The sequence below is a fragment of the Floridaenema flaviceps BLCC-F50 genome (assembly GCF_041929275.2).
Taxonomy (GTDB): domain Bacteria; phylum Cyanobacteriota; class Cyanobacteriia; order Cyanobacteriales; family Aerosakkonemataceae; genus Floridanema; species Floridanema flaviceps.
This window is the reverse complement of the sequence record NZ_JBHFNR020000001.1, coordinates 597,091-622,310: the sequence shown is the minus strand read 5'-3', so window position 1 is coordinate 622,310 and position 25,220 is coordinate 597,091. Positions and strand designations below refer to the sequence as shown.

At 41.2% G+C, this 25,220-nt stretch carries 27 protein-coding genes; 14 read left to right on the top strand and 13 right to left on the bottom strand.

Going from position 1 to position 25,220, the window contains the following annotated elements; translation table 11 throughout:
• Positions 1-61: 61 nt before the first annotated feature.
• The 4 genes from psbB to ACE1CI_RS02885 all read right to left on the bottom strand — a co-directional run bounded on the left by psbB (position 62) and on the right by ACE1CI_RS02885 (position 3,242).
• On the bottom strand, positions 62-1,597 hold the full coding sequence (psbB, locus tag ACE1CI_RS02900) for a photosystem II chlorophyll-binding protein CP47 (RefSeq protein WP_413262868.1): 1,536 nt from the start codon (positions 1,595-1,597) through the stop codon (positions 62-64).
• Positions 1,598-1,872: 275 nt separating this feature from the next.
• On the bottom strand, positions 1,873-2,208 hold the full coding sequence (locus ACE1CI_RS02895; RefSeq protein ID WP_413262867.1) for a hypothetical protein: 336 nt from the start codon (positions 2,206-2,208) through the stop codon (positions 1,873-1,875).
• A gap of 209 nt (positions 2,209-2,417) precedes the next feature.
• A complete protein-coding gene (locus tag ACE1CI_RS02890) occupies positions 2,418-2,912 on the bottom strand; it encodes a hypothetical protein (RefSeq protein ID WP_413262866.1) in 495 nt (164 codons plus the stop codon).
• Between the two features lie 9 nt (positions 2,913-2,921).
• Positions 2,922-3,242: a type II toxin-antitoxin system Phd/YefM family antitoxin gene (locus ACE1CI_RS02885; protein WP_413262865.1), complete on the bottom strand. Its 321-nt coding sequence runs from the start codon at positions 3,240-3,242 to the stop codon at positions 2,922-2,924.
• Positions 3,243-3,415: 173 nt separating this feature from the next.
• Between ACE1CI_RS02885 and ACE1CI_RS02880 the strand changes: the two genes are divergently transcribed.
• Positions 3,416-3,610 (top strand): type II toxin-antitoxin system HicB family antitoxin, encoded by a 195-nt coding sequence (locus tag ACE1CI_RS02880; RefSeq protein ID WP_413262864.1) that lies wholly within the window; start codon positions 3,416-3,418, stop codon positions 3,608-3,610.
• A 12-nt stretch (positions 3,611-3,622) separates the two neighbouring features.
• On the opposite strand, the gene ACE1CI_RS02875 is transcribed toward ACE1CI_RS02880, so the two are convergent.
• Both ACE1CI_RS02875 and ACE1CI_RS02870 read right to left on the bottom strand, forming a co-directional pair.
• Complete coding sequence (locus ACE1CI_RS02875) at positions 3,623-4,312, bottom strand: hypothetical protein (protein ID WP_413262863.1); 690 nt, start codon at positions 4,310-4,312, stop codon at positions 3,623-3,625.
• Positions 4,312-5,439 (bottom strand): AAA family ATPase, encoded by a 1,128-nt coding sequence (locus ACE1CI_RS02870; RefSeq protein WP_413262862.1) that lies wholly within the window; start codon positions 5,437-5,439, stop codon positions 4,312-4,314. Before ACE1CI_RS02870 ends, ACE1CI_RS02875 begins: the two co-directional genes overlap by 1 nt.
• Positions 5,440-5,518: 79 nt before the next feature.
• Between ACE1CI_RS02870 and mnmG the strand changes: the two genes are divergently transcribed.
• From mnmG to ACE1CI_RS02815, 11 genes are all read left to right on the top strand, one after another.
• The gene (gene mnmG, locus ACE1CI_RS02865) at positions 5,519-7,474 is read left to right on the top strand and encodes a tRNA uridine-5-carboxymethylaminomethyl(34) synthesis enzyme MnmG (protein ID WP_413262861.1); all 1,956 of its coding nucleotides are present in this window, start codon (positions 5,519-5,521) and stop codon (positions 7,472-7,474) included.
• Between the two features lie 148 nt (positions 7,475-7,622).
• Entirely contained in the window at positions 7,623-7,862 is a 240-nt protein-coding gene (locus ACE1CI_RS02860) for a hypothetical protein (RefSeq protein WP_413262860.1), read from the top strand.
• Between the two features lie 269 nt (positions 7,863-8,131).
• The gene (locus tag ACE1CI_RS02855) at positions 8,132-9,535 is read left to right on the top strand and encodes a hypothetical protein (RefSeq protein ID WP_496615207.1); all 1,404 of its coding nucleotides are present in this window, start codon (positions 8,132-8,134) and stop codon (positions 9,533-9,535) included.
• Positions 9,536-9,756: 221 nt separating this feature from the next.
• On the top strand, positions 9,757-10,329 hold the full coding sequence (locus ACE1CI_RS02850; protein WP_413262858.1) for a TIGR04376 family protein: 573 nt from the start codon (positions 9,757-9,759) through the stop codon (positions 10,327-10,329).
• A gap of 124 nt (positions 10,330-10,453) precedes the next feature.
• Positions 10,454-10,789 carry a cation:proton antiporter subunit C gene (locus ACE1CI_RS02845; protein ID WP_413262857.1) on the top strand — a complete coding sequence of 112 codons (336 nt, stop codon included), beginning with the start codon at positions 10,454-10,456 and terminating at the stop codon, positions 10,787-10,789.
• Positions 10,786-12,228, top strand: coding sequence for a cation:proton antiporter (locus ACE1CI_RS02840; protein ID WP_413262856.1), 1,443 nt, complete (start codon positions 10,786-10,788; stop codon positions 12,226-12,228). The genes ACE1CI_RS02845 and ACE1CI_RS02840 overlap by 4 nt, the downstream gene beginning before the upstream one ends.
• Positions 12,213-12,602, top strand: coding sequence for a Na+/H+ antiporter subunit E (locus tag ACE1CI_RS02835; RefSeq protein WP_413262855.1), 390 nt, complete (start codon positions 12,213-12,215; stop codon positions 12,600-12,602). The genes ACE1CI_RS02840 and ACE1CI_RS02835 overlap by 16 nt, the downstream gene beginning before the upstream one ends.
• Complete coding sequence (locus tag ACE1CI_RS02830) at positions 12,599-12,850, top strand: hypothetical protein (protein ID WP_413262854.1); 252 nt, start codon at positions 12,599-12,601, stop codon at positions 12,848-12,850. The genes ACE1CI_RS02835 and ACE1CI_RS02830 overlap by 4 nt, the downstream gene beginning before the upstream one ends.
• An 11-nt stretch (positions 12,851-12,861) precedes the next feature.
• The gene (locus tag ACE1CI_RS02825) at positions 12,862-13,140 is read left to right on the top strand and encodes a monovalent cation/H(+) antiporter subunit G (protein WP_413262853.1); all 279 of its coding nucleotides are present in this window, start codon (positions 12,862-12,864) and stop codon (positions 13,138-13,140) included.
• On the top strand, positions 13,133-13,711 hold the full coding sequence (locus tag ACE1CI_RS02820) for a DUF4040 domain-containing protein (protein WP_413262852.1): 579 nt from the start codon (positions 13,133-13,135) through the stop codon (positions 13,709-13,711). Before ACE1CI_RS02825 ends, ACE1CI_RS02820 begins: the two co-directional genes overlap by 8 nt.
• On the top strand, positions 13,711-14,370 hold the full coding sequence (locus ACE1CI_RS02815) for a Na(+)/H(+) antiporter subunit B (RefSeq protein ID WP_413262851.1): 660 nt from the start codon (positions 13,711-13,713) through the stop codon (positions 14,368-14,370). Before ACE1CI_RS02820 ends, ACE1CI_RS02815 begins: the two co-directional genes overlap by 1 nt.
• A gap of 12 nt (positions 14,371-14,382) precedes the next feature.
• Here the strand turns inward: ACE1CI_RS02815 and ACE1CI_RS02810 are convergent, their stop codons facing one another.
• The 6 genes from ACE1CI_RS02810 to ACE1CI_RS02785 form a co-directional block, all read right to left on the bottom strand.
• Positions 14,383-14,946: a hypothetical protein gene (locus ACE1CI_RS02810; RefSeq protein ID WP_413262850.1), complete on the bottom strand. Its 564-nt coding sequence runs from the start codon at positions 14,944-14,946 to the stop codon at positions 14,383-14,385.
• 524 nt (positions 14,947-15,470) lie between these two features.
• Positions 15,471-16,595, bottom strand: a complete 1,125-nt coding sequence (locus ACE1CI_RS02805) for an ABC transporter permease (RefSeq protein WP_413262849.1) — start codon at positions 16,593-16,595, stop codon at positions 15,471-15,473.
• A gap of 42 nt (positions 16,596-16,637) precedes the next feature.
• Entirely contained in the window at positions 16,638-17,744 is a 1,107-nt protein-coding gene (locus ACE1CI_RS02800) for an ABC transporter permease (protein ID WP_413262848.1), read from the bottom strand.
• Complete coding sequence (locus tag ACE1CI_RS02795; RefSeq protein ID WP_413262847.1) at positions 17,741-18,199, bottom strand: GNAT family N-acetyltransferase; 459 nt, start codon at positions 18,197-18,199, stop codon at positions 17,741-17,743. Before ACE1CI_RS02795 ends, ACE1CI_RS02800 begins: the two co-directional genes overlap by 4 nt.
• A gap of 3 nt (positions 18,200-18,202) precedes the next feature.
• Entirely contained in the window at positions 18,203-20,158 is a 1,956-nt protein-coding gene (locus ACE1CI_RS02790) for an ATP-binding cassette domain-containing protein (protein WP_413262846.1), read from the bottom strand.
• 139 nt (positions 20,159-20,297) lie between these two features.
• A complete protein-coding gene (locus ACE1CI_RS02785) occupies positions 20,298-21,668 on the bottom strand; it encodes an HlyD family secretion protein (protein WP_413262845.1) in 1,371 nt (456 codons plus the stop codon).
• Between the two features lie 227 nt (positions 21,669-21,895).
• On the opposite strand from ACE1CI_RS02785, the gene ACE1CI_RS02780 reads away from it, so the two are divergent.
• The gene (locus ACE1CI_RS02780; protein ID WP_413262844.1) at positions 21,896-22,513 is read left to right on the top strand and encodes a TetR/AcrR family transcriptional regulator; all 618 of its coding nucleotides are present in this window, start codon (positions 21,896-21,898) and stop codon (positions 22,511-22,513) included.
• Between the two features lie 30 nt (positions 22,514-22,543).
• Positions 22,544-22,978, top strand: a complete 435-nt coding sequence (locus ACE1CI_RS02775; RefSeq protein ID WP_413262843.1) for a hypothetical protein — start codon at positions 22,544-22,546, stop codon at positions 22,976-22,978.
• A gap of 394 nt (positions 22,979-23,372) precedes the next feature.
• Here the strand turns inward: ACE1CI_RS02775 and crtH are convergent, their stop codons facing one another.
• Positions 23,373-24,911 carry a carotenoid isomerase gene (crtH, locus tag ACE1CI_RS02770; RefSeq protein WP_413263692.1) on the bottom strand — a complete coding sequence of 513 codons (1,539 nt, stop codon included), beginning with the start codon at positions 24,909-24,911 and terminating at the stop codon, positions 23,373-23,375.
• Between the last annotated feature and the right edge of the window lie 309 nt (positions 24,912-25,220).

Below are 25,220 nucleotides of genomic sequence, written 5' to 3'. Positions count from 1 at the left end.
TAACAAAATAAATTAAATTAGTTAGTCGCTAGACCTTAATCACAAGTCTTCAAACAAGAGATTAGATAGGTTGGTTCCGGCGGGTAGACTTATCACCCACTTTCTGATAGAAGCCCCATTCCACTTGCTCTTCAGACAGGTCGGGATCGACACCCGCGAATACATCACGGTAGATGGTACGAGAACCGTGCCAAATATGACCGAAGAAGAACAACAGTGCAAATACAGCGTGTCCAAAGGTGAACCAACCGCGAGTGCTGGTACGGAACACACCATCAGAACCTAAAGTTTCGCGATCGAACTCAAAAGGTTCGCCCAATTGAGCTTTCCGCGCATATTGCTTCACATCAGCAGCATCGGTGAAAGTCTTGCCATCGAGTGCGCCACCCAAGAAGCTAACAGTCACACCAACTTGCTCAAAGCTATATCTAGATTCAGCACGACGGAAAGGAATATCAGCACGAACAATGCCATCCTTATCAGTCAGCACCACTGGGAAGTTTTCAAAGAAGTTAGGCAAGCGGCGAACACTCAATTCGCGACCTTCCGCATCTTTAAATACTGGATGACCTAACCAACCTTGAGCTAGACCATCACCGTTGTTCATTGGGCCAACGCGGAACAAACCACCTTTAGCAGGGCTGTTACCTACGTAATCATAGAAGGCCAATTTTTCGGGAATTTGTTCGTATGCTTGAGCTAGAGTTGCACCATCAGCTACGCTAGCTTGGACGCGACGTTGGATTTCTTGTTGGAAGTAACCCTTATCCCACTGATAACGGGTGGGGCCGAATAATTCGATCGGAGTGGTAGCATTGCCGTACCACATAGTACCAGCGACCACAAAGGCAGCAAAGAAAACCGCCGCAATACTGCTAGAAAGCACGGTTTCAATGTTCCCCATCCGTAAAGCTTTGTAGAGTCTTTCCGGTGGTCTAACTGTCAAGTGGAACAAACCAGCAATAATACCTACAACACCTGCCGCAATGTGGTGAGCCACAACGCCACCAGGGTTGAAGGGGTTAAATCCGGCTGGTCCCCATTCTGGTGCTACGGGTTGAACGTGCCCGGTTAAGCCATAAGGATCGGAAACCCACATACCAGGGCCAAATAGACCTGTGAGGTGGAAAGCACCGAAACCAAAGCAAAGTAAGCCAGATAAGAACAAGTGAATGCCAAACATTTTTGGCAAATCAAGCGCAGGTTCGCCAGTGCGGGGATCTCTGAATAGTTCCAAATCCCAGTAAACCCAGTGCCAAACGGCAGCTAGGAACAGCAAACCAGACAGAACGATGTGAGCGGCAGCAACACCTTCAAAGCTCCAGACACCTGGATTAATATTTGCTTTGTCAGGGATGATGCTCCAACCGCCCCAAGAGTCCGTTACTCCTAAGCGTGCCATGAAGGGCATGACGAACATACCCTGCCGCCACATAGGATTAAGAACGGGGTCACTGGGGTCGTAAATAGCTAGTTCGTACAGGGCCATCGAACCAGCCCAACCTGCCACGAGGGCAGTGTGCATAAGGTGTACAGATATTAATCTGCCTGGGTCATTCAGGACGACTGTATGTACTCGGTACCAGGGTAGTCCCATTGACTACGCTCCTCCTCGATGAGTGATGTCGGATCAACGAACTTTTGTGCAGTTTGTTAAGGTTTTGTTTGCTGCGGCTGTCCAGGAAATCTCGATCAAGTTGCCTTTAATTAAGATACCTTGGGCAGTTTAACAATGAGTTTAACAAAATGAGAGTATTTAAAGAAGTGTAACTTTTGAGTGCGCCTATTGCAAGCATATCTATGCGCTGTATTGTTGACAGCACTTGAACTCACAGCTAGGTTCACTCCCCAAGTTACAGTTTTAAGTTTAAGTTACAATACGACCGATTGAATATTTTTTACTTGACAAACTGTTTCGGCGGCACTCAGCCGTTCTAGCACTTGGTCGCCGCTGATTAGTCGCTTGAGGACTACTTGACCGATCGTATTTGTCGCCCGTTCAATTTGGTCTGCGGCTACAGGTTTAACTTCGACGGTTAAAATGGCATCTTCGACCCGATACAGCCACAATTGTTCGTTTTGCTGCACAAAATAAAGGTTTAAGCGTTGAATGTGGGGTTTGCGTCGCCAGTTTGCGTCGTTCCACAGTCCCTCGGACGACCAGACGCGCCCATAAGTCCAACCATCAGAAAGAAAAAAATATTTCACAGAGTCCTTTAATATAACGTCACTTCACTGGGTTAGTTTTTGCCCGCTCGCAGGAGTTATCCCCTACAAGGCGATTCGATTATATGTTAAACCAGAGGAAATGCACCACTGTAATTTAAAGAATAGTCAAATAAGTTTCTGTAGGACTAATGGGTAAAACATTTAATCTTTGATTTTTGAATCTTCCCAAAATCACGTAGTCAATCATACTATCTAGCTGGGGCGATCGTAGTTGTAATTGTATGCCACCGAGCTCCGTCAACTTCAACTCTAACCAAGCAACCATTCCGAGTTGCGCTTTGTCGCTTTAAAACCGTACTTCCCGCATTACCACCTAAATTTACAGGAGGAGTGAGCGATCGAGAACGATATGTTTGCTCAATTAGATTACTCGAAAAGTTTGCATCTTTAATTTGGCAAACATTGTTTAAAAGTACAGCTAAAATCCTTTTATAAGGCCAGGTTTCATCATCTATGCCATTGTAAACCATATTCAACTCCACTTTTTTTGGATAGATGGCAACTGTTGGCTCTCTAGAAGTTTTAAATTGGTAGGCAGATAAACTTCCTGTTAAAGTAATGGATTTAGTTAATTCTGGAGGGAACATTGCTGGAATTCCTCCAGGTTGTTTAAACTCAGAATTAGCAACTTCCGCATTTAGTATGACAAAAGCGAACGATAAAATAGCCAACAGATATTTCATATTTAACCCCTACAAATTCTGATACAATTCATCATCATTACTATCATTGAGAATGCTTCCTATGGTAAAATCTGTGCCGTGCAATTCATTGTAATTGGTTATGACTTCTTCTAGCGTAACAAATTCTTCATGTTCCTCCATAGCACGCCGCATCATTTCCGCATCTCTGGGATCTTCTAAAGTTTCTAATCGCTTTAAATCCTCATAGCTAATAATCGCTGCTACTGCTTTACCTTCTTGTTCAATTACAACTCTGTCGCCGCGATCGCCTACACTAGTTATAATCTCTGTTAATCGATTTTGAGCTTGGATTGCATCTACTTTTGTCATACTTACGCCTTGTTAGATAATCAATTTTAACAGATGGGATTATCGAGTGCGATCAATTTTCTATAATTCTAAGTTTTTGGTTTATAAAAATATGTCGTTACCGCAAATTAGCACTATAATTACGACTATTATAGTATAATATATTTTGTATTTAATTTAAGGTAATCTAAAAGATGCGCTATAAAGTAAAGTTAGAAAAATCTGAAGAAGGGTATGCGATTTGGTGTCCAGCTTTAACGGGTTGTTGGTCGCAAGTAAACACAGAAGAAGAGGCTTTAGAAAATATTAAAGATGCGCTTCAAGCTTATTTGGAGACAGTTGAAGAATTAACTAAAGATGCAGAATTTCGTTATGTGGAAGTAGGATAATTATTCTGTTTCCTAACTTTGCAACTGTGACTTAATCATTTTACAAAATTCTATAAAATACTGGAAACTAGGTAAATGCTCTAATTGAGCTTCCGTTCTTTTTCGTAATTCCTGTAGATAATACTCTTGCAAAACAGCACCAGGATTTTTCTTTGAATAGCTAATACGTTTTTCTTCAAATAATGCTTTTAAATAAGCTTCATGAAACTGAGCATGAGTGTTAAAATTCTGATATTTTCCCATTTTTTCTGGGCAGTCTGTTTCCACGTTATAGTAACGGGTGTAATTTAAAAGATGTGGACTTTGAGGATTTCTTGTGTAAATCTTTCTATTGCCTAGAAACCAAGTTTCTATACAACGATTTTGGATAATCAGCACCATCTGGGTATTATCCAAATCAATTTTTTCAGATTGCAAAAAACCATCAACTTCCTCTCTAATATCATTAACGCTACTCTCTTCGGCATCCAAACAAACAACAAAGTAATTATACTTTCCTATTGAACGAATATCTTCTATAGCATTAGGAATATGATCGTAAATAATTGACGGATAACCTTCACCACTAAACAAATAATAATTATTTTTATCTACTTCATCGTAACTCTGGACTCGTTGGAGTTCTGGTAAAAGGTAAGCAAGCCAAGCTGGATAAACTTTTCTTTCAGTTCTTTTCCCTTCTACAAGGAAGTAAATGTTCATCAAACTTTTATTCCTTCAGCATATTCTTCAAGATTAATTAATTGCATAAAAGCTTGATGTCTCGATTTTCCTAAGTTAAAATCCTTGGCATCTCTTGCAGTAACTACTCCACCTTGACGAGTCACTATTTTCCAATGTTCCATACTAATTTTATTGATAATATAGGGATGATGACTGGTTATGATAAACTGTAAATTACGATTTTCTAAGAGTAACTCAGTCAAAACATCAATACAATTTACTCCTAAACTATTCTCAAATTCATCGATTAGAATTACGCTGCCTTCAGCACATAAGTAAAGTTCGCTAATGTGCATAAGTGTTCTAAACATTCCCGAAGATATATGAGTTTGAGGTATCCAATGATTCACTCCTTTTTCTTTTATGTAAACAAAAGGGTAGTATCGGGACTTCAAAGGCATATATTCCGTTTCAACAATGTGGATTTGAATATCTTCTACTTGGCTAAATATATTTATAAAGCTTTCTTTAATTTTTTGAAATACTTCACGGGCATGGATGTAAACTAACGCCAATTTAATTTGAATATAAAAATTGCTGTTTTGAATTTTTTCTAATGAATTATAGTTTTGTACAAACTGAATATAATTAATTGAATCAACTGGATTAACTAAGCTAGTACCTTCACTATAAATAATTTTATTAAAAGCGTTACGAATAGGAACAACATCTTCTTCTTCGCTGAATAGATAAACTACACTTTGAAATGGTGAGAGTTTAGGTAGTTTGTCACCTTTAAATTTTATTTTGTTGTCGCTTCTTTCTATAATTAAAACATTGTTAAAATATAATTCTTCCCAAATCAGCCTAAATTTCAATCCTTCTGACTTTTCATCTTCTTTACTCAACATTGCGGGTAGTTTTTTTGTTTCAAATTTTCCTTTCCATTGATACTCACGATCGTTGTTAATTGAAAAATATATATCCCATTCTAATCCATTTATTGAGCCACCTTTTGCTATTTCTTGTAAAGCTATAATTGACTTAATAATTTGGGTTTTACCTACCCCGGATATACCAACTAACAAAGTTAAATCGGAAAAATGAATTGGATTAAACCGCCATTCTAATTCACGATCGCAATAAGTTAATTCATTAATTTTCATTTCTTGTTTCCAGAAACGTTAAAATTAATCATAGCAGGATTTAAAGTGCAAAGAGCGGATGTAAATGCTAAAGTCGAATATGAGTCCTTGTTACTCAAACCCTGACTCCGATCGCACGTTTAACCCCATTATGTCCGTACAATTCCAAAAAGAATTTGATATTGTTGTTGTTGGTGCAGGACACTCCGGTTGTGAAGCTGCACTTGCTACTGCACGACTTGGTTGTAGTACCTTACTTTTAACTCTTAATCTTGATAAAATCGCTTGGCAACCTTGTAACCCCGCAGTGGGTGGCCCTGCTAAGTCTCAATTAACACATGAAATCGATGCACTTGGGGGCGAAATCGGCAAAATGACCGATCGCACTTACCTGCAAAAACGAGTGCTAAACTCTTCTAGAGGGCCAGCAGTTTGGGCTTTACGCGCACAAACAGATAAGCGAGAATATGCAGCGGTAATGAAGCGAATTGTCGAAAATCAACCCAATTTGACAGTCCGCGAAGGCATGGTGACAGATTTAGTTTTGGGGAAAAACGAAGAAATAATTGGTGTCGAAACTTACTTCGGTGTAGCATTTGGATGTAAAGCAGTAATTCTCACCACTGGCACATTTTTGGGTGGGAAAATTTGGGTGGGAAATAAGTCAATGTCTGCCGGACGTGCGGGAGAATTTGCCGCTGTTGGATTGACGGAAACTTTGAATCGGTTAGGTTTTGAAACGGGAAGGTTAAAGACAGGAACTCCGGCAAGAGTTGATAAGCGATCGGTAGATTATACTAAAATGGAACCACAGCCCGGAGATGCGGAAGTTCGCTGGTTTAGTTTTGACCCGGAAGTTTGGATAGAAAGAGAACAAGTACCTTGTTATATGACAAGGACAACCGCAGAAACTCATCGTTTAATTCGGGAAAATTTACATTTGTCTCCCGTTTATGGCGGTTGGGTTGATGCCAAAGGGCCGAGATATTGCCCTAGTATTGAAGATAAGATTGTTCGATTTGCCGATAAGGAAAGTCATCAGATTTTTATCGAACCGGAAGGTCGAGATATTCCTGAATTGTATATTCAAGGATTTTCTACAGGGTTGCCAGAAGATCTACAATTATTAATGTTGCGGACTCTTCCCGGTTTGGAAAACTGCGAAATGTTGCGTCCTGCTTATGCGGTGGAATATGATTATTTACCCGCGACTCAGTGTTACCCAACTTTGATGACGAAGAAAATTGCAGGGTTGTTTTGTGCGGGACAAATTAACGGAACAACGGGTTATGAAGAAGCAGCAGCACAGGGTTTTGTTGCGGGGGTGAATGCGGCGAGATTTGCCAGAAATCAGGAGATGATTGTTTTCCCCCGCGAACAAAGTTACATTGGGACTTTGGTAGATGACTTGTGTACAAAAGATTTGCGGGAACCTTATCGGATGTTGACAAGCCGATCGGAATATCGGTTAATATTGCGATCGGACAACGCCGACCAAAGACTCACACCATTAGGAAGAGAAATTGGGTTAATTGATGACCGTCGTTGGGAATTGTTTAACCGGAAACAAGGGAATATTGCAGCGGAAAAAGAGCGATTGTACAGTCAGCGGATTAAAGAACATGATGATGTGGGAAAAGCGATCGCAAATGACACCCAACAAGCAATCAAAGGTTCCATTACCTTAGCAGATCTGTTGCGTCGTCCCGGATTTCATTATCTTGATTTAAACAAATATGGATTAGCAAATCCTGACTTAACCCAAGCAGAAAGGGAAGGCGTAGAAATTGACCTGAAATATTCAGGTTACTTGCAACGTCAGCAACATCAAATCGACCAAATCGCTAAACACGAACATCGCAAACTTCCCCCTGATTTGGATTACTCTGTCATTGAAACACTTTCCAAAGAATCTCGCGAAAAACTGACAAAAGTTAAACCTTTAACTATTGGACAAGCGGCGAGAATTGGTGGAGTTAACCCAGCAGATGTTAACGCCTTGTTGGTGTATCTAGAAATTCGTTCCCGTCAGTTAAGTACAGCAGGTGTCGAATAAACTCCATAAGTATGTTGTTGCGCTTCAGCGCTCTTATTACCAAATAAAATAAGAGCGCTAAAGCGCAACAACGTACTAATTAATGGAAATTCTCCGGCAATAATTTTACCAGTTGCGTATAATGTCTGGGGTTTTAGGCAAAATTTTTATGGAGACATACTTAATTCAATTCGTTTATTACGCATCTTTTGAACATCAAAACACTGAAAGCGCACCTACTGAAGATAAAGAGTGGGTGAAAGCTTATCGGATAATTCCCAGAGTGGGAGATTGTGTGTTTAAAGATGGAGAATGGTTTCAAGTAGAAAGGGTTTTTCTGTACCAACCATCGGGAAAGGGAATAGATGCACAAGCGCAATGTTCTTTTTATGGCAGCGATAAGGTGTGAAAATTTAAGGTGATGGTTTTTACCAATTTACTTAAATTTAGAAGCACGAGCTATAAGCTTTTCCATGACCAAGGACTAAGAACCAATGACATAAGACATAAGACATAAGACCAACAGGCGAAAAATCTGCTGTAAGCTATAGCTGATTAGAAGCTTATAATTGTTAGGGTTCTAGCAATATTTTTTATAGAAACTTTAGCTTCGCACCTAGCGTCATCCGCACCTTTAAACGCTATCGTTAAATTCAGCAAGGAGTGAATGAGCCATATATGCCACAGGAAGTCAGTACTAACCAGATTGCGGTAAAGTCTTTAGAAGGAAAATCAGACCAACCTTGGTCAATGGATGCGAACGCCAATCGTTTGATGGACGATATTTTCGCAGATGTGGAAAGAATACTCGAAACAGGTAGTGAAACGCCGACTATACCAGCTGAACCCGCAGAATATGTTTCTTTCCCAAAAATGGCTGTTCCGTCTGTCACCATTCCAGCGGAAATTACCTCTCGTTCAACAGTAGCAGAAGAAATTACTAAACCAGAAACAACTCTCACCAAGCGCCAGCAGTCAGGGAAGTCCCTGGAAAAATGGTTGTTGATTGGTGCTTGTGCTTCTTTGGCAATTACTTTGTTATTGTGGGTTTTAGGTCAAGGTAGACTCAATTCGTTATTGGAGAATAATTCAGCTTCAACCCCGAAAGCGACACAAGCTTCACAGAAGGACTTAGCTTTTGTAGATTATATGCAGCGATCGCTAGAAAGTCTCGATCAAAAAGCAGAAAATCGCCAGCAAGTTCCTGTAGTTCCCCCAGCACCTCCACCGACTCAACCACCATTACCTGTGTTGACTCCCGGTAATTTACCCCAAAATGCTAGCCGTCCTAATGTTTTAGAACGAGTTTACATCCCAGTTTATCCCCAACCCAGAATTATTTACACCAATCCTCCCTCTCCAGCAGCAACACCTTCCCCCCAAGCTGCTGCGCCAAGTCGAGCAACTTCTCCAACTCCAAAAGCAACTTCTCCAACTCCAAAAGCAACTTCCCCAACTCCAAAAGCAACTTCTCCAACTCCAAAAGCAACTTCCCCAACTCCAAAAGCAACTTCCCCAACTCCAAAAGCAACTTCTCCAACTCCAAAAGCAACTTCCCCAACTCCAAAAGCAGCTTCCCCAACTCCAAAAGCAACTTCCCCAACTCCAAAAGCAACTTCCCCAACTCCAGCACCAAGTCCGAAACCTGAAGCTAGACCAACTTCCCGTCCTGTAGCAACTGCGCCAACTGTTCCCAGACTTAGTGCTGCTTTACCAACTCAAACCGCTTCACCCACTGCTGGGCCGACAACTGCTGCTGCTAAACCAACCCCTTCCCCAACTCAAACCGCTTTACCTTCACCGACTGCCAGACCGACAACTGTTGCTGCTAAACCAAACCCTTCCCCAACCCAAGCTGCATCAGAATCTCCTAGAGTAGTTGCAGTTCCTCCTTCACCTACTATGCAACCTACTTTTAGAAATCGGTCTCCACAAGCTACCGCTTCTACTCCTGGTAATCAGTATAGTTTGCGCGGAGTTTTAGTTTTGGGAGAAAGGTCAGCGGTATCTTTGAAGTTGCTGGTGTTTCCCGGCGAGTTTATGTTGGGGAAAGCATTGGTTCTAGTGGTTGGACTTTGGTAGAAATTAACAACGAAAATTCCGAAGCTGTCATCCGCAGAAATGGTGAAGTTCGCTCTATTTTTGTTGGACAACAGTTTTAGAAGTTTTGAGTTTGTAGGGGCGGGTTTAGTAATTTATTTTCGCTGACAAACAGAGAAGTTTTTACAAAACCCGCCCTGAGAAAGTTTTGAGTGGTAAATTCAAAATTCAAAACTTATAAGTTATAAAAAGGAGTAAAAGCTGTGGGTTTATTTGAAGATTTAAGTCGTTTTTTAGAAAGTCGCTTAGAAGAATACCTTCGCAATAATCCGCATTTGGAATTACAAGCTTTAGAAGAACAATTGCGGGAACAAGAAGAAGATACCAAGCGGTTAATTGCTGATTTGAGCTTGCAGGAAAAAAAGGTCGAGGAGCAAATTTTTAATACTGCACAAGAAGTGCAACGCTGGCATATCCGCATTGAAAAGGCGAAAGCGGCAAATAGAATGGATTTAGTCAAACCTGCACAGGAACACGAAGCTGCTTTGTTGCGCCAGGGCAATCAGCTTTGGGGACACATGAAAGGAATAAAAGAGCGCATTACTAAAACTCAGGAATTGTATCAACAAATTCAAGTGCGAAGGCAGGAAGTGCGGGCAAAAGCGGCGGAAGCACAAGCGGCGCGTGCAAGTGCAAAAGCAGGAACGCAAAATGTTGGTTGGAATCAAGGTAGTACTTTTAAACCTACTGGGGGGATGGATTCTTTAGAAGCGGAATTTAGTCGTTGGGAAGCTCAGGAAGAGTTGGACCAAATGAAGAAAAATATGGGACGCTGATGATTGAGATTTGCAATGGTTATAGTTGGAAATCGTTATGGTCTGGCTCTGAGTTTTTTGTGTTCTGTAAGTGTAGCTTTGATAAGATAGTTGCGATCGCTCCTTTACCAACCAAGCAATTCTCGTGATAGAAGCGTGCGTATTAGCAACAATATTTTGCGGATTTTTCGGCATCATCCTGAAAAAAAACCTGATGATGAAGATCATCTCTATGGATGTTATGAGTACCGGGGTGATTGCCTATTATGTGGTAATTGCGTCACGAGAGGGTTTGTTCACACCAATTTTGGGTAGTGTGAAAAAAGGTGCTTACGCCGATCCAGTCCCTCAAGCAGTCATATTAACAGCGATCGTGATCGGCTTTTCGATTCAAGCATTAATGCTGGTTGGTGCCATGAAACTGGCGCGGAATAATCCGACATTGGAAAGCAACGAGATCGAGAAGAATAATACACCATGAATACTATTACGATCGCATGGGTTACACTCCCATTTTTTGTCGGGTTTTTCATCTATCTATTCCCATTACTCGATCGCTTTTTAGCACTAGGAGTCGCCTTAGCTTCGGCTGGATTTGCCTCACTCCTATTCACGGAAAAATCTCCTGTTTCACTTCTATTACTCGATAATTTTGGTGTCAGATTATATGCCGACCAATTAAGTGCATTCTTTATATTGACAAATGCGCTGGTAACGGCAGCAGTAATCTTCTATTGTTGGAACAGCGGAAAGACGACTTTTTTTTATACCCAAGCCATTATTTTACATGGCAGCATTAATTCCGCTTTTATCTGTGCGGATTTTGTAACTTTATACGTGGCGTTAGAAGTATTAGGAATTGCCGCGTTTCTCTTAATAGTTTATCCTCGGACGGATCGATCGATCTGGGTGGGCTTGCGCTATCTCTGCGTCGGCAATGTAGCATTACTTTTTTATCTGATTGGCGCGGTATTAGTCTATAAAGCCCATAATTCCTTTAGTTTTGCAGGTTTGCGCGATGCACCCCCCGAAGCCCTAGCCTTGATTTTTCTGGGACTCTTGACAAAAGGGGGAATTTTTGTATCGGGATTATGGTTGCCGTTGACTCACTCGGAATCGGAAACGCCTGTATCGGCACTGATGTCGGGAATTGTGGTAAAAGCTGGGGTTTACCCATTGGTGCGTTGTGCGTTAATGGTGCCAGATGTTGAGACGATCGTCAGAGTTTTCGGCGTGGGCACGGCACTTTTGGGAGTGTTCTACGCCGTCTTTGAAAAAGATACAAAGAGGATGCTGGCGTTTCACACCGTTTCCCAGTTAGGCTTTATCCTCGCTGCCCCGATTGTCGGGGGCTTTTATGCGCTGACACATGGATTGGTTAAATCCGCACTGTTTTTAATTGCAGGTAACTTACCAAGTCGCAACTTTAAGGAACTGCAACATCAGCCGATTAGTACGCCGATTTGGATTGCCTTAGTTATAGCTAGTTTCTCAATCTCTGGATTTCCCTTGTTGTCAGGTTTTGGGGCAAAGGTGTTGACATCGAAGAATCTTTTGCCTTGGCAAGCGATCGTCATGAACATTGCCGCTTTGGGCACAGCAATCTCATTTGCCAAATTTATCTTTTTGCCGCCTGGGGGAACAGAAAATAATACAAAGCCAGGTTTCTGGGTGGCAGTAATCATCTTAATCGGTGGGCTGTTTATCGCCAATGTTGCCTATTACGAAGCTTATACCGTCGAAAATATCATCAAACCCCTGGCAACGATCGGCATTGGATGGCTGGCATACCTTCTGATTTTTCAACACTTAGTAATCAAGCTGCCTCGTGCCCTTGAACAGTTCGATCATTTGATTGGTGTAATGACTTTGATTTTAGTCTTTTTGTTCTGGAAGGGGTTTGCATGGTTGGGTATTTAAATCTGATATTGCGATTGTCAATTTGGTTTTTGCTCACCGCTAATTTTAGTTGGCAAAATATCATAATTGGCATCATTGTGGCATTTCTATTGCCCGGTCTTCAAAGAACTCCGGTAGTATTGAAAGACTGGCTGCGGGTATTCCGTGAAATTCTGGTGGCGATTCCCCAAGCATACATGGAAGCATTTCAAATCATGCTTCGTCCGCATAACGAAGAAGATATCACAATGGAGCGAGTCAAATCGCATCGGACTCCAACATTGATATTTATAGATATCTTCTTAATCACTTTTACGCCAAAGACTATTGTTGTGAAATATCACGAAGATGGCTGGTACGAAGTTCACTGGGTACGGAGGAGGAAAAACCAATGAATGTGGTGCTAGTGGCAATGATTGTAGCCCTGCTCATACCCATTTACCAAGCATTGAAAGATGATAATATTTGGCAAAAGATGTTATCACTTACCAGTGTGGCGAGTAAGACATCAATTATCATTTTGGTCGTCTCTGTTATCCGCGATGATTGGATGGTTGGTGTGGCTGGAGTGATCATTTTAAGTGTGGGAAATGCGGGATTCATGTTGTTGGCTCAGATTCTCAAACGATTAAATGAGGTGTAAATTATTCATTTATGATCGACTTATTAAGTTACATTTTGATTGGTTTAGGACTCGTCTTTTGGTTTTGGGGAACTTCTCATCTACTGAGGAAGCGATCGGTATTATTTAAGCTGCATAGTCTTTCGGTTGCTGATACTTTGGGATCGATGGCGATCGTCGTCGGGTTAATATTAGTCAGACCTAACGAATGGCCTTTGCTACTCTTGGCACTTATTTGTTTAGCAATCTGGAATACAGTGCTCGGATATGTGTTGGCATACTCTTCCGGTAGCGAGGGAAGCCATGAATGATAATTATATTTATGCACTCGTCCCCTTGCTTCCCTTGGCTGCTTGCATGGTGGTATGTGAGGTCAATCCGTATCATGCTTTGGTGATTCGTGGCATCCTGGGAGCAATAGCAGCAATGCTATATGCGATTTTGGGCGCAGCAGATGTGGCTTTGACGGAAGCATTGGTGGGTACAATGCTGGCGATTACTTTGTATGCGGTAGCGGTGCGATCGTCGTTGGTAATGCGTTTGGGTGTGCTCAAAGATATGGCGATCGAGTCAGAGGAAAACCGGAATTTTGAACGACTCAGAAAAGAGTTACGCAGAATTTTTAATAAACGTTATATGCGTCTGGAACTCGTTCCTTTTAAAGATACAGAAGACTTACAACAGGCTTTAAAGGAAAGGGAAATTCATGCAACTTGTGTTCCATTTGTGCGATCGGAATCGGACGATGCGGAAGCAGAAAAACAACCATATCAGACTGCAATTAGGGTTAAACGCATCTACGAGATTATGGAAAGTGAACTGTCCTCAGAAGAAACTAGCTTGACTTATGTAAACATACCAGATTCAGGGGAGAAGCATTGATGAATTGGGTCTATATTGTAGCGGGAATAGCACTGTTTCTCAAAGTCTTAGCTGTACCTAATCCTAATCTGGTTTCATCACTGCCGATCGTGGAAGCGATCGTCAAAGATACTGGCATACCTAATGCCGTTACGGGAATTATTTTAATGAATCGCCTCTATGACACGATCTTTGAAGTGGTAGTTTTTACGATCGCGATCATGGGTTGTTATTATCTAATGGCGAATGAAAAAACCCAAAGCCAGGTTTATCAATTTACAGATGAACCCTCGATTATTTTGGCACGTTTGGGAGCTACAATTTCGGCGTTAGTGGGAATTGAATTGGCAATTAGAGGGCACTTGAGTCCGGGTGGTGGATTTGCGGCTGGGGTAGCTTTGGGAACTGCGATCGGACTTGTGGCAATCACTTCATCTCCAGAATGGATGCAAGCGATTTACCAACGTTGGAAAGCTGCTACTTTAGAGAAAATTTCGGTTTTAGTTTTCGTTGTTTTATCAGCAATTACTTTGATCGGAATAGAATTACCACACGGACAGTTGGGCGATCTTTTCAGCGGTGGTATTATCCCCATTCTCAATATTTTGGTTGCCGTAAAAGTAGCGTTAGGTTCTTGGGCAGCTGTGTTAGTTTTTATTCGTTATCGAGGATTGTTGTAATATTGCCATTCCTTAAGGTAGTTTCTTTTGTAAAGAAAGCCATAAATTAATTTCTGGAAGTAAAACTACTTTACCACTTTCGGCTAACACTAATATTGGTTGCAAACGATTTTTGATTTTTCTTAATTCTCGAATTTCTTCAATATGACATTTTTTCCAATTAGCTGCTTTCGTTGTCGCTTCAGAGTAGGACATCTTTAGACTATCTTTGAACCAATGCAGTATCGAGTTGAGATCGAGAACTGGATGATCGGGAATAGCACCAAATTTTACTATCATAGCGGCGCGTAGCATCATTGAGGAATTGAGCAAAGAATCTCTAGTATCAACATTTGCTGATTTTGCCAGTCGATCGTATACTTCGATCGCTACTTCTGCCCATTTAAGGCTAGTGTTTGGATGGTGGCGATCGTCATCAAGAGCATCAAAACTCGCTGCTTCGGCTAAACCTAACCAGTTAAATCCTTCTGGCGCTGAAGAAGGTTCTAATTCTATGGTTTTTAACCAATCTAGCACCCAGTCAGCATCCTCTTGCAATATTTGATTTAGTTGGATTGCCGATTTTGATTGAGTCATAAATTTTAGCGCCCTCCATAATATTTTACTACAGCATTTATTGGGTCGATATTTTGTTGTCTAAACGCTTCTGCTCAGATCTTGCACCAGTCCCAAAATCCGCCTGCGAATCAATTCGCAGGCTAATAGCTAAACTCCTCTAAAGAGGACTAAATACTTAATAACGCAAGTTGCTAGTTATTAATTCTTTCGGAGTTCCCCCCTTAATAAGGGGGGTTAGGGGGGATCTTCGGCTGTGATGACTACGTTTAGATCCCCCCAACCCCCCGTGATGTTAATAGCGAAGCTTCCGCTGGTTCCCCCCTTAATAAGGGGGGCACAGGGGGGATCAAAGGGGGGCTAAGAAAGAGCCAGACTTGTAACTAGCAACTTGAGTTAATATTCAAAGGCTTTCAGTCCATTTTAATGGACTTGAGCTATTAGCCCGGAAATTGATTTCCGGGCGGGTTCGCATCGCAGGTGCAAGATCTCAGTCTGTGTCTATGGTTAGACTTCAGCATATACCGCAATTGCTTCGGTCATTTTTAACTTAATTGAGAACGAAAGCGATTAATACTAATTGTGAGCAGAACCACGGCGAAAATTGCTAACATTAATACGTTAGGCCAAAGTACTTCAATTCCTACGCCTTTGAGTAATAAACCTCTGGTAATAGTGACAAAATGGCGTAAAGGATTGAACCATGAGAGATCTTGAAAAAATATGGGCATACTTTCAATGGGTGCGATCGCTCCTGAAAGCTGAATTACTGGTAAATTGATAAAGAAAGATATTAAAATTACCTGTTGCTGACTGCGTGCTAAAGTTGCTAACATAATCCCAATCCCAATTCCCACAAACACATAAAGTCCAGCAAAGATAAAAAAGAGAATTACATTACCTCTAAATGGCACTTTAAACATAAATCGAGCAATAGTTAAAGCTAATACAACGTCTCCCATTAACAGCACAAAAAGCGGCACAATTTTGGCTAATAAAATTTCCCAAGCATCCGCCGGAGTCATTAATAATTGTTCTAAAGTACCGGAATCTTTTTCTTTAACTACTGTGGTTGCGGAAACCAAAGTACTAGTTAAATTTAAGACTAATCCAATTACTCCAGGGACAATAAACCAAGTACTAAGTAAACCTGGATTATAAAGAAAAACGCTTTGTACTTGCACTAATGGCGGCGATTGATTTTCGTTCAAACTGCGGCTATATTGATTGACAATTTGATTAATATATCCATTGGCAATTCCGGCGGTGTTTGCGTCAACGCCATCAATTAAAACTTGGATTTCTGCGGGTTTGTTTTGGGACAAATTGCGATCGAAGTCAGGCGGAATTACTAACCCAGCTGTAATTTTTCCGGTTCTTACTTCTTGACTTAATTCTTCTTGACTGTAAGTATAAAGTTTGGGCTGAAAAATATCATTTTGGGTGAGAGCAGCAACTAATTCTCGACTTTCATAAGTGTTAGCATAATCAATAATTCCCAGTTTGATATGTTGTACATCTGGGTTAAGAGAAAAGCCGAAAACCAACAGTTGTACAGTTGGCGGAAACAAGAGCAAAAACATTAACTGTTTATTGCGTAAAATTTGATTAACTTCTTTGATAATCAAAGCTATTAAAGGAGTTCCTAATAAACGATTTATAAAGTTCATAATTTCTGCTCTCCTTAAAAAATGACTAATTTTAAGTTAGGTTTAATCTGGTAATTGCATTTTACTTAAGTTACGTCTAGCGACATTGAAAAAGAAGAGAAATATTAAAAATAAAACTAGCGGTACATACCAAACACCTAGCCAACCTGTACCTCTAACAAAGGCATCTCGGCTTAATTCAATGTAATATCTGGCTGGAATAACATTAGAAATTAACGATAATGGAAAAGGGATATTGTTCAAAGGATAGATAAAACCAGAAAGTAATAATGCAGTGGTAAAACCAGCAAAAGTAACTCCTTGAACGGCGGCGTTTTGACTGTTTGCTCTCGTACCAATCATTAAGCCAAAAATAACGCTAGTCATTAAAAACATTAGCGTTCCAACTAATAGAGGTGTTGGTTCTGCGACTAACCCAATTTGAAAGCAAATAGCACCTAAAGTAATTACAAATATTGCTTGAGCAACACCTACTAAAAAGTAAGCAAGTAATTTGCCAAGTAATAGTTCGCTAGCAGTTAAACTAGAAGCATAAACTTGTAAAATTGTGCCTCTTTCTTTTTCTCTTACCATTGCGATCGCAGCTAATAAAGAAGGAAAAATCCACAAAATTACCCCAAAAACTCCCGGTACAATGTAAAGTGATTCTTTCCTTCCGGGATTGAACCAAAGACGAGTTCGTGTCACAATATTATTATTATTTGTTTGCCACTGAGAAGTTCTTAAAAAAGCTTGAGTTGTGGCTTTAATATAATTTTGAATCACTCTGGCATTATTGGCATCTGTACCATCAATTAAAACTTGGATTGTACTCTGTTGATTCGAGTTAATTTGTTTGTCAAAATCAGGGGGAATAATAATTGCTGCTTTGGCGATTCCGCGATCGATCGCACGAGCAACACCATCTTTTCCTATCCCAGGTGCAGGTGTAAATGTGTTAGTAGAAAATAGCTGTTCTACATAGCTGCGACTTAAAGGAGTCATGCTCAAATCTTGGACAACTATGGGAATATCTTTAGTTTCTAAACGAATGGCGTAACCATAAATAAATAATGCAGCTACAGGTAATACAATCGCTAAGGCAAGAGTTAAGCGATCGCGCCTAAACTGTGCTAATTCTTTAATACATTGGGAGATGATTCTTTTCATTTTTCTGTGTTAATCCAGTTAGTCATTAAATAGCGATCGTGTTCCACAAAACCCGCTTTTTGGTAAAGAGTTTTTGCTCTAGTATTTTCCCGATCGACTTCCAAATGTACAGCTTTAATCCCTAAAGTTTGACAAGTTGTTTGGACAAATTCTAATGTCTGTTTACCAATTCCTTGATTGCGATAATTTTCTCGAATATAGAACTCATCAATAAAGGAATCTCTTCCGTAAAATTCCAAACTATAACCATAAGTCAGGACTAAATAACCAACAGATTCTCGATCGGCATAAATTATCCATATTGTCGCTAAATACTCGTTAGTAAAAATTTCATCAAAGCATTTGTTTAGCGCCTCCACATTAAATGGTAAATGTTCGATTTGATAGAACTCTTCAATCAAGGTTAAGAGTAAGTTGCGATCGCTATTATTAGCCGTTTTAAAATTTACTTCCATAAACTAAACCTTTTGTTGTGCGCGTTGTACTGTTCCGATAAAAGCATCTTCTAAAGAAAAGGGAATTGTCCGTACAGATTGGACATTTATTTCGGAATTTTGTAAGAATGAACGAATTTCGGGGAGTTCGGTTTTTGGACGATCTAGAACGATGTGTAAGCGATCGCCAAAAATCGAAACTCGCCAAGATTCCAATTGGGTTTTTAGTAAATCAGAAGCAGCTTGAGTGTTGTTAGTAACTAACTCAATTAATTCTCCCGGTTGTTCTGCTTTAATTTCGCTTGGTGAACCTTGAGTTACAACTTCACCTGCTACCATAAAACCCATTCTATTACATTGTTCTGCTTCTTCCAAATAGTGAGTTGTAACTAAAATTGCCGTTCCTTGACGCGCAAATTCATTAATAAATCGCCAAAATTGTCGCCTTGCTAAAGGATCGACACCAGAAGTAGGTTCATCCAAAAATAATATATCTGGTTCGTGCATTACCGAAGCGCCAAAAGCAACTCTTTGCTTCCATCCTCCGGGTAATTGTCCGGTAATCAAATTTTCTTGTCCCGCCAACCCGCAAGTTTCTAAAACCCAGTCGATTTTTTGCTTGCGCGATCGCCTTGGTACGCCATAAACCCCACAATAAAATTGCAGATTTTGCAAGATCGATAAGTCATCATAAAGCGTAAATTTCTGACTCATATAACCAATACGTCGGCGCAATTCCTTACTGCGTAAATTGCTAGTTTGTCCGCCTAAATAAATTTCTCCATTACTAGCTTCCAACAACCCGCAAAGCATTTTAATTGTCGTCGTTTTCCCCGCACCATTTGCACCTAACAATCCATAAATCTCTCCATATTTAATTTCTAACGTTACGCCTTTAACTGCTGCAAAATTACCGAAAATCTTTTGTAAATTGTAAGCACCGATCGCAATATCGGACTGGGAACGAGAAGGTTTTAATTTCGGATAAGGAACAAAAGGAGGATCGGAACCTTGTTGACGCAAGCGAGTTACAAAAACATTTTCTAACGTCGCTTCTGCACTTTCAAGAGAATTAATTGCTAAATCATAATGATGGAAAATTTCCTCAACTTGCGATTTACCCTTGGCAGCATTTTTCACTAAAACATCTAATCTGTCGCCAAAAGTTTGCACATCAGCGATATTTTGGGAATTGACGATCGCCTTTAGCAAAACTTTCTCCGCCGTTTGTAAATCATCAGTGCGAACTTCTAAACGTTCTAAACCCAAACTTTCCCTTAACTCTTTTAACGTCCCAACTTGATGAATTTCCCCATCATACATTAAAGCGATTCTGTTACATCTTTCCGCTTCATCTAAATAAGGAGTCGCCACAACAATAGTAGTTCCCTCATTAGCTAAAGTCGCCAAAATATCCCAAAATTCTCGCCGGGAAACTGGATCGACACCTGTTGTTGGTTCATCTAAAAGCAGAATTTCCGGTTGCGAAACTAACGCACAACAAAGCGCCAATTTCTGCTTCATTCCTCCCGAAAGTTGTCCAGCTAGGCGATCGCCAAATTTCTCCAATCCCATCAACCGCAAATACTTAGTTCGACGCTGCATAAATAACTCATTTGGAACCTCTCTTAAACCCGCACTATAGCGGAGATTTTCATCAATACTCAAATCCAAATAAAGAGAAAATTGCTGCGTTAAATACCCAATTCCTAACCTAGCATTGCGAGGAACTTTACCCAAAACCCAAACATCCCCCGCTGATGCTTCCATCACTCCCGCCAAAATATGAAAAGTCGTCGTTTTTCCCGCACCATCTGGCCCAATTAAACCAAAAATTTCCCCCCGTCGAACCGCAAAATTAACCCCCCGAACTGCTGTTAACTTACCATATCTTTTATAAAGTTCTGCCACCTCAATAACTAAATTATTCGAGGGTTGTTGCATCCTAAAATCAGCATTTTCGATAATAGACTGACTCATTTTCCCAACTTCTTAAAGTTCGTTGTATCGACTTCAGTCGTATCTTCGGTTAGTTGTATCGACTTCAATCGTATCCACCAAATTGTAGGACTAAAGTCCCTACAACGAACCTGAAGAAATGATTTTTTCTTTTTCTCTTTTACTGAGTAGAATTGGTTGAGGATTTTTGTTCGGGGATAATTTCTGCATCCGCAGGCATTCCTGGTTTTGCAAATCCTTGGGGGTTGTCAAGAGCAAGTTTTACACCAAAAACTTGTTTAACTCGATCGTCTTTAAAGTAGATATTTTCTGGGGTGAAAGATGCTTGAGTGTCGATCGCAGCAACATGAGCATTTAAAGCTTGTTTGGGTGCAGAATCTAAGAAAACTTTAGCGTTTTGTCCCACCCGAACTTCGCCAATTTTACCTTCAGGAATGAACCCTCGTAAATAAACCGAATCTGGGTTAAGTACTGTTAATAAACTTTTGCCAGTAGCTACCACTTCTCCCGGTTCAACGCTGCGAGTAATTACTACCCCACTAATCGGACTAACTACATTTAAATAAGACAATTGTGCTTGAATTTGCTGTTGTGCTGCTTGAGCATTTTTAACTTCTGCTTCCGCCGCCGCTAACTGTGCTTTGGCAACATTTAATTGTCTGCGTAAAGCATTCACTTGAGCATTGCGAATATCAGGATTAATACTTGTAGTTTGTGCTTGCAATAACGCACCTTGAGCAGCATTTACTTGTCTTTTTGCCGCCTCTACAGCTGCTTTTCTACTTTCTAAAGTTGCTTTGTTAGTTTCTAATCCCGCTAAAGCATTTTCATAAGTTGCTTGAGCAGTTTCAAAAGTTGTTTGTGCTTGATCTAATACTTGTTTGGAAAATGCACCCTCTTTGTAAAGTTGTGCGTAGCGATCGCGATTAATCCTCGCTAATTTTAACTGCGATTTCGCCTGATCTACTTGCGTTTGCGCTCGAATAACTTCCGCTTGTGCTTGATTAACTATCGCTTCTGCTTGACTGGTTTGCGCCTGTGCAGCAGCTAAATTTGATTCTGCTTGAAAGATTCTTCCCTTAGCATCTCCCATCGCCTGCTGCATATTTAATTGTGCTTCTTGAATTTGGCTATTAATTACCTCAATTTGTGATAACGCTTGCTGTTTTTGTTGTTCCGCTGCCGTAATTCTTGCCGCTGCTCCTCTTAATTGTGCTTGAATCTCTGCATCGTCCAATCTCACAATTATATCGCCTTGATTTACGCGATCGCCTTCTCTCACCGTAACCAAGCTAATTCTTCCCCCTACCTTTGCACCTATATCTGTCGGATATCCCTCAATTCTTCCACTCAGTTCTAAACCTTCCTGCTGCGGACGATTAAAATAATTCCAACCGAAAAACCCTACTCCGCCAACTATTAATAAAGCTAACGGAATTCGCAACAAACTAGGTTTAAATTTCCGCTCAGGTTTCGGTTTTTCTGGAGCATCTGGAACCAAGTTACTCGGTTTTGAACTTAATTGTGTCATAGCTTATACCCCCTGATTTTGGTACTGGGGACTAACAAAAATTATGTTGTTTTATCAAGCCAAATCTTCAATAGTTATCACCTAATAGCTAAACTAATCTTGATTAAACTAGACTGTTTAGTATGAATCTATATTTGTTATACTATACCTTGCAGTATGCTTGAGCGAAAACCTTACAAAAATTTACAAAAAAATTCTAACGTAATAACTTTAGGCTGAGAAAAACAATGATTCAAAAAAAAGCAACCTTAGCAATAAATAACAAGCGGGAACAAATTTTACAAGGAGCTATGAGGATTTTTTTACATCATGGATATGCTACAACCAGCATGGATCGAGTAGCTGCGGAAGCGGGTGTATCTAAACAAACAATTTACAGTCACTTTCAGGACAAAGAAGGACTGTTTAGAGCATTAATAGAGCGAGTGACAATTCGACGCTTGCAAGCAGAATACCAATCAGAAGCCGAAGTTTTTCAAGGCGAACCAGTAGCAGTGCTTACCAAACTAGCAAACAGTATACTACGCCGAATAGAAGATCCAGAGTATATTGCTTTTATTAGATTAGTAATTGCGGAATCTGGAAGATTTCCCGAATTAGCCCAACTTTATACTAATACTGTCTTGCAATATGGTTATCGGAATTTGTGTACTTACTTCCAGTCCCATCCTGAATTAAACATCCCCGATCCAGAAGCCACAACCCGTATTTTTATGGGAACAATTGGAGGATTTATTCTATCTCAAGAAATATTGCAAGGAAAACACACCATGCCAATGGAAAAAGAGCGTCTAATTCAAAGCTTAATTCGTTGTATTTTAGGGGAAACCACAACTGAGAATTAAACAAATTAGAAAATTGCACAAAGAAAGGCTATGCTAACAACTCTCACCAAAATAACAGTTATCGTGGCAACGATCGCAACTTGCACCAAATTCCCCCAAACAGCGATCGCGCAAACCAATACCGAACACTTCACCAAACAAGCAAAACCCTGCACTCCCCAAACTTGCACCCCCTACAGACTAAATTATGAACGCGCAATTGCCAGAGGCATAATTCGTCGCCCTCCAGGAGTACCAGACGAAAGTGTAGCCATTAAATTAGCCGATGAAGCTATTGCCAAAGGCAACAAAAATGAAGCCGCCCTTCGGTTAGCACAAGCCTTAGTAATTATGTCCGAAAAACCCCAAGGAACCGCAAATGCTCAAGCCTTAGAACGCTCCCTAGACACAGATATAAGAGCTAGACACAAGCAATCTCTAAGAGCTTATTTACCCTTATTTGGACGCATCTTTCCCACAAGGTAAGGGGGCAGAGGAGCAGAGGGGCAGAGGGGCAGAGGGGCAGAGGGGCAGAGGGGCAGAGGGGCAGGGGGGCAGAGGGGCAGGGGGGCAGAGGGGCAGAGGGGCAGAAGGGCAGAGGGGCAGAGGGGCAGGGGGGCAGAAGGGCAGGGGGGCAGAGGGGCAGGGGGGGCAGAGGGGCAGGGGGGCAGAGGGGCAGGGGGGGCAGAGGGGCAGGGGGGCAGAGGGGCAGAGGGGCAGAAGGTAAAAATTCTCCAGAGTCCCCTTGTCCCCTTGTCCCCTTGTCCCCTTGTCCCTTTGTCCCCTTGTCCCTTTGTCCCCTTGTCCCCTTGTCCCCTTGTCCCCTTGTCCCAGTCCCCAGTCCCCAGTCCCCAGTCCCCAATCCCCAGTCCCCTGCCCCTCACAATCCTAAATCTACAGCCACGCGATGAGCACAGGCGAAACCGGAAAAAGCTACTGCGTTTAAACCTTGACCGGGAAAAGTACTATCTCCCACACAATATAAACCAGGGACAGCAGTGCGATTAAAAGGCATTCCCAATAATCCCGCTAACTTGCGCTTAGGAATCGGACCATAAGTACCATCATCTCGACCTAAAAAGCGGCGATGACTGCGGGGAGTTCCCACTTCCATATAATCCAAACCCGCATCTAAACCAGGAAAAATCTTTTCTAAACGTTCAATAATTCTGCCAGCTGCCTCTTCCTTTTTCTCCTCATATTCATTCTCTGACATTCCCCGCCAATCTTCAAACCAACTAGGGGTGAAAACGTGGAGAATGTGATAACCTTCGGGGGCTAAACTAGGGTCGAGTAATGTCGGAATCGAAACAAAAATTGTGCCCTCTGGTAACTCCATTTTTTGCCAATCTTCTAAAACAATGTGATGGCATTCCGTACCCAAAGGTAAAACATCTGCTTCTACGCCCAAGTGCAAACTTAAAAAACTGGGAGATTTTTGATAACGTTGTTGCCACTTCTTCTCAGTTGGGGGCATTTCCTCAGCAGGTAGTAATTGCTCAAAAGTATCCCAGCGAGTAGCGTTAGAAATTATCCGCTTTGCTCGGTACTCCTCTCCTGTAGCTAATTTTACGCCTACAGCCCTGCCATCTTCGGTAATAATCTTGGTTACTCTAGCTTTGTATTTAATCTCACCACCAGCTTGTTCCAAACCTTCTACCAGTTTTAAGGCAATTTGACCAACACCACCTTTAGGATAATTGATGCCACCATAATGGCGATCGGAAAACACCATTCCCGCATTAATCATCGGTGTCATTTCCGCCGGAACAACTGACCAGCAATAACACTCAATATCGATAAACTTTAGTAAAGTCGGGTCTGTAATGTACTTGCGGGCGACATCACCAGCATTCATGGGTAAGTACTTCACCAACCCTAAACAAGCCATCGGATGCTCAAAAAACACTCGCGTCAGATACCTGGGTTCTTCGAGTGAAAGCAAATCCATTGCATTTAAACAATTAAAAACCTGCCAGCACTCGTCATAAAACTGACGAATGCCGTGCCGTTCTTGCGGAAAATTTTCTATTAGTTCTTGCAAAAATTTCTCATAATCACGATGTACTCTAATATTTAAATCCTCTGGTAAGTGGTAATGAATCTGTACGGCATCGGGAATGGTTTCTAAGCTGACATTTACTGCTTGCAAAGCGCGAGTCAGAAGATTAGTAGTGCCTTTGTTGCCAAAGCCAAAAATCATCGATGCCCCGACATCAAATCTATAACCCTCTCGTTCAAAGTAGCCAGCGCTACCACCGGGAATCAGGTAGCGTTCGAGCACTAGCACTTTCGCGCCCTTAGCCGCTAGCTGAGTTGCTGTCACCAACCCACCAATACCAGAGCCAATTACGATCGCATCCAATTCCATCAAGTTACCATTTGCAGCCAAATTAAGGGATTTTTTCACCGAAGGCATGGGGTTAGTAAGAAAGAAACCTATTGTTATTGACGTATTAGAGTCTAACGTTATCGGTCTGTCCGTGCTAGCAAAAAAAAATACGGACTCTATCTGCTACTGCTGACCGAGCCCGTCTGCCGTACCTCAAAGAGGAGAACACGAGAGAGGAGAACACTTAAACGCTAATATAAACTTATTGAAAACTAATGTCAATACTATTGAAAATTATTTGCAATTAACTGATGTAATCTCGATCGCAAACAGATTTAGCAAAGTAGCGGAAACAGCTTATGATGATTCAGGGTTGAGAATTAGCTTCTTTCCAGG